The organism is Sphingobacterium sp. UBA6317, from assembly GCF_002440385.1.
In the GTDB taxonomy this organism is placed as follows: domain Bacteria; phylum Bacteroidota; class Bacteroidia; order Sphingobacteriales; family Sphingobacteriaceae; genus Sphingobacterium; species Sphingobacterium multivorum.
Map to the genome: position 1 here is coordinate 37,445 of NZ_DJTD01000066.1, position 8,959 is coordinate 46,403.

Here is an 8,959-nt window from a genome sequence, read left to right on the forward strand (position 1 = left end):
AAGAGGCTCATATCCGGTCATTGCATAGCAATGACCGGATATTAAAATTGAAAATATATTCCTGTTCCCACAACGTACTTTTCGCAATTCAAATGAAAAAATTAGGCTTAATAGGATACCCGTTAGGGCATTCTTTTTCAAAAAAATATTATCTAGAAAAATTTCATCAAGAGGGTATTACCGATGTGGATTATGATTTATATCCACTTGCTCAAATAGCCGATTTTACAATAATTGCTTCCAATAAAGACTTTTACGGTGTCAATGTGACCATTCCCTATAAGATAGAGGTTATGGATTATTTGGATGAGCTCTCGGAAGAAGCTCATGCAATACAAGCTGTAAACTGTATTCGAATCAGCTATACATCAGATGGCATAACACATCTTAAAGGCTACAATACAGATGCCTATGGTTTTGAGGCATCGCTAAAGCCGCTATTAAATCCCCAAGCGGATAAGAAGGCTTTGATTTTAGGTAATGGGGGCGCTGCAAAAGCTGTCATTTATGCCCTGAATCAACTTGGAATAACACATACTTTAGTAAGCAGAACCAAACAGGCAGGCCAGCTCACTTATGATGAAATTGATCGTGCTATCCTAGCTGACCATACTTTGATTATCAACTGTTCACCGGTTGGTACATTTCCCAATACAGCAGAATATCCGAAAATTCCTTACGAATTCTTAACTGAGAATCACCTCTGTTATGATCTCATATACAACCCAGAGGAAACAACGTTTCTTCGAAAAAGCAAAGAAAAAGGTGCCAGAATCAAAAACGGGTATGAAATGTTGGTTCTACAAGCAGAAAAAAACTGGGAAATCTGGAATAGTTGACCTTTCAATAGTAAGAAATCAATAAAAACTGTAATTTTACCACTATGCTTACGATCAAAACATTCACTTTCAATCCCTATCAGGAGAATACTTATCTACTTTATAACGAGTCAGGAAATGCCATTATCATTGATCCTGGGATGTACGGCGAGCAAGATCAGCAAGAACTCCTAGCTTTCATCGCAAACAATAAACTCAAGCCGACACTCCTATTAAATACACACTGTCATATTGACCATGTATTGGGGAATAGTTTTGTCCATGAAAAATTTGGCTTGCTTCCGCAGTTTCACGAAGGTGAGGTACCAATTTTAGTAGCGGTTCAGAATTATGCTCCTCAAATGGGCATCCGATATGACATTTCCCCAATTGGGGAAACATTTCTAAATGAGGATGATACCATTCATTTAGATGATGATGAGCTAACGGTCATTCTTGCGCCTGGACATTCCCCTGCACATATTTGCTTATATTCAGCTGATCAAAAATTCTTGATCGGAGGAGATGTTCTATTTCGCAATAGCATTGGCCGTACTGATCTTCCTGGGGGAAATCACCAGCAGCTTTTGGATAGCATAAAAACAAAACTTTATACCTTGCCCGACGACACGATCGTCTATCCGGGGCATGGCCCATCGACTACGATTGGCTTCGAAAAAAATTCTAATCCATTTATCCAAGGATAAAAGTCATGAACCTGCCATTTCTATTTGCAAAAAGATATCTGTTTTCTAAGAAATCAGTTAATGCCATTAATATCATCTCTTCAATTAGTGTGATTGGCGTAATGGTAAGTAGTGCCGCATTAATCATTTTGTTATCATCATTCAATGGAATGGAACAGCTGATACTATCCATGTACAGTAAGTTTGCTCCTGAGCTGAAGATTGAACCCAAGAAAGGCAAACTTTTTGATAGCAAACAGGCTATCTTCAGCGAATTACGAAAAGATTCTAATGTGGTTCATTATACGGAGGTTCTACAAGAGAAGGTATTGTTACAATATTCAAATAGACAATTTATTGCAAATATAAAAGGTGTCGAACCTCAATCGCTAAGTAAGAAGACCGGAGACAGTATCCTCGTAGATGGCCAATACAAACTTACTCATGACTCGACTAACCTCGCAATTCTAGGGGCTAGCGTACAGGCAAATCTGGCGATTCCTATGCAGAACTCTTCGGGACAAATTCAAGTGTATTCACCGAGAAAAGGGGTAAAAAATTCCTCCAATCCTGCTGAAGAGTTCAACATCCGATCCATAACTCCTGTAGGGGTAATGCGCTATCAACAAGATTTTGACAATTTGATAATTACACCGATTTCATTTGCTAAAGAGGTTCTCGGAGAATATGACCGCGTTTCATCGATCGAATTTTACCTAAAAGATGGTATAGATGTCAACTTATTTGGGCAGACATTACAAAAGAAAATAGGACCAGATTATATTGTAAAGAATAGGGAAAAACAAAACCCCACCTTATATAAAAATGTACGTGTTGAACGCTGGGTCGTCTTCTTTATCCTGACCTTAATCAGTGTGATTGCAATCTTTAATATTGTAGGTTCCTTAACCATGCTTGTACTGGACAAACAAAAGGATATGACGATCCTGAAAGGTTTGGGTGGGGCTGATAATCTAATTCAACGTATCTTCTTTTATGAAGGTCTTATGATCGCTATTATCGGTTGTGTATTAGGTCTATTGATAGGCGGCATATTCAACTATATTCAGTCAGTCTATGGAATCATTCGTGTAGAAGATGGAGCGAATACCATTATTGACAGCTACCCTATGGTAAGTAAGTGGAGTGATTACATTTTAGTATTCATAACAGTCATTGGCATCTCTGGTCTAGTTTCCTATTTCTCCGCTAAATTAAGTGTGAGAGAACTCAATAAACTGAAATCGACTGATTAATAACTTGAACTTTTTCGGCTTTGACTTCCTTTTGTAATCTGTTGGATTAAACTGCCCCATGCAAAAGGATTTAACAATGGATTAGCATAACGTTGGTTGATGACTTTATTATTCATGGTATTAAAGCTCTGCGCATTATTAATTGAACGCATTTCATTTCCGTCACGTGGTATTACAGCTGCCATTGCAGACAAGGACTCATACGACAAGGATCTTCTTACTCTAACGATGTTATCTTCGGAAACGTCTAGATTCATAAATGCAATGTTAAACTCTTCTATACTTGCCCAAGGATAGGGCGTTACCATCGGAAGTTCCGTCACTAGATTTTGCATAATGATATTTGCGGTATATTTATCTCCAGAAACCTCAGGAATAGTGACAACTAAAGGATCAAAACCGACAGAGGTAAAACGAATTGTATCGCCTACATGTGCCACAAAAGAGAAATAGCCCTCGTTATTTGCAGCAAATGCTTCATTTCGGAAAGATAAATTAGTGACAGTCGCATAACCTACAGGAAGTCCAGACCCAACCGTTGTTACGATACCGGAATATTGAATAATTTTCCTTTCCTGCGCTTGTAATGCAGCGGAACAAAAAAGTATAAATACAGCAAATAATATAGAAACCAGCAACTTCATAGAACAAATTTAAACAAAAGTAGCCGAACTAGCCGTTAAATTGTGTTAATAGAAAAACTAATTAACAGAGGGTAAAGTTGCTTCTGGGGAATCTGGATCTGTTAAATTAATAGCCTCTACTGCTGTAATTTCAGGAACAGCTTTCTTAATTGCCTGCTCTAAACCAGCTTTAAAGGTCATAATGCTCATTGAACATGAAGCACATGCTCCCAATAATTTTAAACGCACGACATTATCCGCTGTAATCTCTTCAACACTCACATTTCCGCCATCAGTCTCCAAATATGGTCTCAAGGTATCTAATGCTTGCTCAACTTTTTCTTTTAAAGTCATACTCTTAATGCTATTCAATGATTGTAATATGTAAAGATAATCAAATATTTTAAAATGTGTATTTTTAGGCTTCGCTACCATTGGAAAAACAACAAGTATATGACAATATACCCTCTTCCAAGCTACAATCGAGTTAAAGAATGTTAATAAGAAATGTTGTTTTTGCGATCAAATAATTATTAAACTATATTGCGCAGTAAAATTTAATTGATTAGTATAACAAATTCACTTATCTTTGTAAAATGTTTTTAAATAGGCGTATAGCGGCTATCTGTGCCGGCATGATGTTTCTATTGGTATTTACTGGCTGTAAAAGTAAATTTGAGAAATTGCGCGCAAGCAATAACATCGCTCAAAAGTACGAAGAGGCCGTAAAACTTTATGAGAAAAAGAAATATACAAAGGCGTTAGTTTTGTTTGATGACTTGCGGACCAAATTCCGTGGACAAGCTGAAGCAGAAAATATTTACTATTATTTGGCATTTGCCAACTACCGTCTGAAAGATTATACATCTGCAGCATTTCACTTTAAAGATTTTGCGGATGTTTATCCAAATAGTGCAAGAGCAGAGGAATGTCGTTTTATGCATGCCTATTGTTATTATTTAGATTCTCCGAGATCGACGTTAGATCAAGCAAATACAAGAAAGGCAATTGATGCTTTACAGCTCTTCGTCAATCTCTATCCCGAATCGGAACGGTCCAAAGAAGCCGCAGATCTTATTCAGAAATTAAGAGATAAACTTGAGCTTAAAGCATTTGCTAATGCAAGACTGTATTATGATATGGGTCTTACGGATGATTATAGGGCAGCTGTCATCGCATTACAGAATGTATTAAAAGAATACCCTGATACAAAATACGCAGAAGAGATTGAGTTTTTAACCTTAAAAGCACAATACATCTATGCGTCAAAAAGTTTCTTCCTGAAACAAGAAAGCAGATTTGATGATGCCTTGGATTATTACCGTAGCTTCGCAAGTAATTTTCCGAATAGCAAACATATGAAAGAGGCAGAATCTCTTCGTGAGAATTCTGAAAAAGGGATTAAAACCGCCCTCTCTCAAGTGAAGGATTATAATAAGGCCGTTGCGGAGCAGGAAGTGTATATTAAAGAACAAAAGGCGAAAAAAGAAAAAGAAAATACCCAAAAAGATGAGTCAAAAAAATAACAATTCAGTTCCAAACTCTACAGTCACACGTGACTTGAGACAATTGGACAAAGGCACTGACAATCTCTATGAATCTATTGTAGTTATTTCTAAACGCGCGAACCAAATTGCAGTAGATATTAAAGAAGAATTGAATGGAAAACTTGCTGAATTCGCGAGCAACAACGATAACTTGGAAGAGGTATTCGAAAACCGTGAACAAATAGAGATTTCAAAACATTACGAGCGTATGCCAAAGCCTACTTTGGTTGCTATTGATGAATTTTTACACGATAAAGTATACTACAGAAATCCTTCAAAAGAGCAGGACTAATACTTAAACAATGGCTTTAGCTGGGAAAAATATTGTAATTGCTGTATGCGGCAGTATTGCCGCATACAAGATTGCATCCCTTATCCGCCTTTTGGTAAAAGCGGAAGCCAAAGTTAACGTAGTCATGTCAAAAGAAGCGACAGCCTTTATTACCCCGCTTACGCTTTCCACACTCTCCAAAACCCCCGTTTTAATAGATTATTATCAGCCGAATACCGGGGAATGGAACAATCATGTCGAAATTGCTTTAAATGCAGATTATATTTTAGTCGCACCAGCAACGGCAAATACCTTGGCCAAAATGGCCAATGGGTTTTGCGATAACCTCTTAACAGCCGTGTATCTATCAGCAAAATGTCCAGTACTATTCGCTCCAGCAATGGATTTAGATATGTGGAAACACCCTTCAACACAGTCCAATATTAATAAGCTTAGTTCTTATGGCAATATCCTCATTCCTCCGGGAAAAGGGGAACTGGCAAGTGGTCTAGTGGGTGAGGGGCGTTTGGCGGAGCCGGAAGAAATAATGGATTTCTTAGTTAAATTTTCGGAGCGAGGACTGCCCTTAGCAGGAAAGAAAGCATTAGTATCAGCTGGCCCTACTTATGAAGCTATAGACCCAGTCCGCTTCATTGGCAATCATTCAAGTGGAAAAATGGGCTATGCCATCGCCAAAGAACTTGAAGAACTTGGCGCAGACGTCACGCTAGTATCGGGACCGACTGCCCTGAAATTACCCGAGCGCGTCTATACGATTTCAGTTACCTCGGCAGCTGAGATGCTGAGCGCCTGCGAAGAATATTTTGAAGCAGCAGATATTGTTGTGATGAGCGCTGCTGTGGCAGACTACACTCCAGTTGAAGTCGCTACCCAAAAAATAAAAAAGAAAGAAAACGAATTCGCTATCGCGCTGACGAAAACCGCCGATATTCTAGCTACTTTAGGTGCCAAAAAGAAAGAAAACCAGTTACTCGTTGGGTTTGCATTGGAAACCAATAATGAACTCGAAAATGCAAAAGACAAATTGGTTCGAAAAAACCTGGATTTTATTGTGCTCAATTCCATGCAAGATAAAGGTGCCGGCTTTGCCACGGATACCAATAAAGTCACTATAATCGATCGGTCTGGAAATACCCGTGAGTTTAGCCTAAAATCGAAAGAAGAAGTTGCTAAAGATATCTGCTCAATTATCGTGAGCCTATCCTAAGCAAATTTTATATATACTCCCCTTGGAGTATAATGTCTCCAGCTCTTATAAATTTGCAATCCTCAATTCCTTTGGATAATAGTTGTTTATTCGGTTGGTCAATACCTTCATCCAGCCCAAAGGTTTACCTTGAAAACTTGCTATGGCCCATCCTTGAATATTTTCGCCAATCGTATCCACAGCTATATTTTCCTTTCTAAGATAATTGCGGGCATCCTCAAGCGACAATTCCACCAATTGGAAGTCTTTGGTCAAATGAATGCTCAAAGCCAGCGCATGGCTTGGTATTAGCTCCTTTCTGTTAAGTTTCCCAACATTAGTTCCCGCATTCTTAAGATAAAGTACATTTTGGAGATACTTTAGATCATGTTCATACATTTTTGGAAAAACATATACATCCTCATGATGAAGAAAAGTATGAAAACTGGCACTATCCGAAATCCAATTATCTAGAATTCCTCTAGGTACCTCTGATTTTTCGGGTTTAATTCGCTTTCTATTGAACGTTTCCTGTTCGCCAATCTTCTTAAGGACAGCAATAAAAAAGCCCTCTCCACCTAATTTATGCGGGTAAAATCGATAACCGTGTGCACGATGCTTATTAGAACTTGTATGATCAATTCCCCAATGCTCTTCAATAGCTATTTCAATAGATTCGAAATCACCGCTATCCAGTAACCAATCGACAATATCTTCATTTTCTTCCGGAGAATAAGAACATGTTGAATAGAACAAATATCCGCCCTTATTTAAAGTCGCCAAGCTTTCAGCCAAAATTCGCTGTTGTCTTTCGCTACAAAGCTTAACATTAGCTTCGGACCATTCATCGATGGCATCGGTATCTTTTCTAAACATTCCAGATCCAGAACATGGGGCATCAACAAGCATCAAATCGAAGTATCCTGGAAGGCGATTAAACGCTGCAGGATCATTATTTGTCGTTACTGTGTTGGCATTTCCCCATTTCATTAAGTTATCTTGCAGGATGGTAACCCTAGTTTTAATAATTTCATTTGCAACCAAGAGCGATTCCGGATGCAAACTACTATTTAATAAAGTAGACTTTCCTCCTGGAGCGGCGCATAAGTCCAATGCCCGAACACTCCTTTCATTTAACTTCAAACTTCGAATAATATGGTCTATGAACATAGAAGAAGCATCTTGTGGATAGTATGCTCCAGCATGAAATAAAGGATCTAATGTAAATACTGGACGATCCTGAAGATAATAAGCCCCATGACACCAAGAAACTTGTCCTGCATTAGGAAACGGACAATCTTCTAATTTATTAGGGTTTAGGCGTATTGCTGTCGCCCGAATACCTTCCTCATGTATCTTAATAAATGCATCAGTATCAAATAATGGATTCACTCCTAACTTTTTTACTAAAGAATTTGGCAGAAAATTACTCATATTGTCCCGATAGTTTGCGATAAAATTAAGATAAATAAAAATGAAGTCAAAATAAGTGGTAAATTACAAGAAAGAGTAACTTTGCACCATGAAAGAATTCAAGAAATATGCTATTATTCCTGCAACTCCAGAGGAGCTGTATCTTGCATTAACGACCGAAATTACCGCTCGTCTTTGGACAGGAGACCTAGTGTACATAGACGCTACTATCAACGGAGAATTCTCCTTATGGGATGGTGCTATAACTGGCCGATTCTTGGAACTGGAACCTTCGACAAAAATTGTGCAAGAATGGTACTTCGGTGAAACAGACAACCCTTCGATCGTTACATTAAAGCTGCATGAACATAAAAAAGGGACATCCCTGGAAATTAGGCAGACAAATATACCGGATGAAGACTTTGAAAATATCTCGGATGGATGGGAAGACCCTTATATCTCCTCGTTGATCGACTTTTATACAGAAGAAGATTAAAGCAATGCAGCTATTCTTCCAGGGTATAGTGTAATAGCCAAGAACATCAGGTATTTGTATTCCATATAGACCGTTGGCAATACAGATACCTCCTTTACTGTGCCCGACTTTCCACTTTCCAATATATAATAATTGATATTTCACTATTATACAACATGTGAGTCGTTTCAATATCTCAAATAGAACGGATTATAATTTCTACATGCTCCTTTAATCCCAATCTTCATACATATAAAATATCCCACAATAGTTTCAAACACCAAACTCAAAGCTCCTGCCGATATATTCATCCTTTACAGGCAAAGGTGTAGCAATCTTACAACATAAAATCGGCAACAGCGAAAATTATGGTGTTAAAAAGTTTTCAATCCTATCTAATAGAAATACGAATGATATATCCAAAAACCGAGACTTTCTCACCTCCGTAAACCATGGGGGTAATAGCTGAGACAGGACATGCTCCTAGTGATTACAAGTAGCTTGTGTAGTGACCGCCGAATATTTGATTTACAATAAATGCTGGCTATAACGATGCGTCACACTGCTGCGGAACAGCGCCGGTCCGGGGGGGGGGGACGGAGGATATGCAATAGCATTGTACGGGGAAGTACGGGGAGTAGCTAAACGAAAGAAGCCCTTGAC

At 38.3% G+C, this 8,959-nt stretch carries 10 protein-coding genes; 7 read left to right on the top strand and 3 right to left on the bottom strand.

Translation table 11 applies throughout. The annotated features are described in order from the left end of the window. The first annotated feature begins 92 nt into the window (after positions 1 to 92). The 3 genes from B3E92_RS21585 to B3E92_RS21595 are packed head-to-tail and all read left to right on the top strand — an operon-like array spanning position 93 to position 2,760. Positions 93 to 839 carry a shikimate dehydrogenase family protein gene (locus B3E92_RS21585; RefSeq protein ID WP_286898264.1) on the top strand — a complete coding sequence of 249 codons (747 nt, stop codon included), beginning with the start codon at positions 93 to 95 and terminating at the stop codon, positions 837 to 839. Positions 840 to 883: 44 nt separating this feature from the next. Beyond that, the gene (locus B3E92_RS21590; RefSeq protein WP_070560919.1) at positions 884 to 1,525 is read left to right on the top strand and encodes an MBL fold metallo-hydrolase; all 642 of its coding nucleotides are present in this window, start codon (positions 884 to 886) and stop codon (positions 1,523 to 1,525) included. Between the two features lie 5 nt (positions 1,526 to 1,530). Then, on the top strand, positions 1,531 to 2,760 hold the full coding sequence (locus B3E92_RS21595; protein ID WP_070560917.1) for an FtsX-like permease family protein: 1,230 nt from the start codon (positions 1,531 to 1,533) through the stop codon (positions 2,758 to 2,760). Here the strand turns inward: B3E92_RS21595 and B3E92_RS21600 are convergent. Then, entirely contained in the window at positions 2,757 to 3,404 is a 648-nt protein-coding gene (locus B3E92_RS21600; protein ID WP_070560915.1) for a carboxypeptidase regulatory-like domain-containing protein, read from the bottom strand. The genes B3E92_RS21595 and B3E92_RS21600 overlap by 4 nt on opposite strands. Positions 3,405 to 3,461: 57 nt before the next feature. Further along, positions 3,462 to 3,737, bottom strand: a complete 276-nt coding sequence (locus B3E92_RS21605) for a NifU family protein (RefSeq protein WP_046671629.1) — start codon at positions 3,735 to 3,737, stop codon at positions 3,462 to 3,464. A 242-nt stretch (positions 3,738 to 3,979) separates the two neighbouring features. Between B3E92_RS21605 and B3E92_RS21610 the strand changes: the two genes are divergently transcribed. The 3 genes from B3E92_RS21610 to coaBC are packed head-to-tail and all read left to right on the top strand — an operon-like array spanning position 3,980 to position 6,429. Next, on the top strand, positions 3,980 to 4,909 hold the full coding sequence (locus tag B3E92_RS21610) for an outer membrane protein assembly factor BamD (RefSeq protein ID WP_112375121.1): 930 nt from the start codon (positions 3,980 to 3,982) through the stop codon (positions 4,907 to 4,909). Beyond that, positions 4,893 to 5,222 (top strand): DNA-directed RNA polymerase subunit omega, encoded by a 330-nt coding sequence (locus tag B3E92_RS21615; protein ID WP_046671627.1) that lies wholly within the window; start codon positions 4,893 to 4,895, stop codon positions 5,220 to 5,222. The genes B3E92_RS21610 and B3E92_RS21615 overlap by 17 nt, the downstream gene beginning before the upstream one ends. 10 nt (positions 5,223 to 5,232) lie before the next feature. After that, positions 5,233 to 6,429, top strand: coding sequence for a bifunctional phosphopantothenoylcysteine decarboxylase/phosphopantothenate--cysteine ligase CoaBC (gene coaBC / locus B3E92_RS21620; RefSeq protein WP_070560911.1), 1,197 nt, complete (start codon positions 5,233 to 5,235; stop codon positions 6,427 to 6,429). Positions 6,430 to 6,474: 45 nt separating this feature from the next. Here the strand turns inward: coaBC and B3E92_RS21625 are convergent, their stop codons facing one another. Next, the gene (locus B3E92_RS21625; RefSeq protein WP_286898265.1) at positions 6,475 to 7,800 is read right to left on the bottom strand and encodes a methyltransferase RsmF C-terminal domain-like protein; all 1,326 of its coding nucleotides are present in this window, start codon (positions 7,798 to 7,800) and stop codon (positions 6,475 to 6,477) included. A gap of 130 nt (positions 7,801 to 7,930) precedes the next feature. Between B3E92_RS21625 and B3E92_RS21630 the strand changes: the two genes are divergently transcribed. Continuing rightward, on the top strand, positions 7,931 to 8,317 hold the full coding sequence (locus B3E92_RS21630) for an SRPBCC domain-containing protein (protein WP_286779105.1): 387 nt from the start codon (positions 7,931 to 7,933) through the stop codon (positions 8,315 to 8,317). The last annotated feature ends 642 nt before the right edge of the window (positions 8,318 to 8,959 follow it).

What these genes read in the sequence shown, in the direction of transcription:
- B3E92_RS21585 (WP_286898264.1), top strand. Translation starts at nt 93, where the DNA reads ATGAAAAAATTAGGCTTAATAGGATACCCGTTAGGGCATTCTTTTTCA.
- B3E92_RS21590 (WP_070560919.1), top strand. Translation starts at nt 884, where the DNA reads ATGCTTACGATCAAAACATTCACTTTCAATCCCTATCAGGAGAATACT.
- B3E92_RS21595 (WP_070560917.1), top strand. Translation starts at nt 1,531, where the DNA reads ATGAACCTGCCATTTCTATTTGCAAAAAGATATCTGTTTTCTAAGAAA.
- B3E92_RS21600 (WP_070560915.1), bottom strand. Translation starts at nt 3,404, where the DNA reads ATGAAGTTGCTGGTTTCTATATTATTTGCTGTATTTATACTTTTTTGT.
- B3E92_RS21605 (WP_046671629.1), bottom strand. Translation starts at nt 3,737, where the DNA reads ATGACTTTAAAAGAAAAAGTTGAGCAAGCATTAGATACCTTGAGACCA.
- B3E92_RS21610 (WP_112375121.1), top strand. Translation starts at nt 3,980, where the DNA reads ATGTTTTTAAATAGGCGTATAGCGGCTATCTGTGCCGGCATGATGTTT.
- B3E92_RS21615 (WP_046671627.1), top strand. Translation starts at nt 4,893, where the DNA reads ATGAGTCAAAAAAATAACAATTCAGTTCCAAACTCTACAGTCACACGT.
- coaBC (WP_070560911.1), top strand. Translation starts at nt 5,233, where the DNA reads ATGGCTTTAGCTGGGAAAAATATTGTAATTGCTGTATGCGGCAGTATT.
- B3E92_RS21630 (WP_286779105.1), top strand. Translation starts at nt 7,931, where the DNA reads ATGAAAGAATTCAAGAAATATGCTATTATTCCTGCAACTCCAGAGGAG.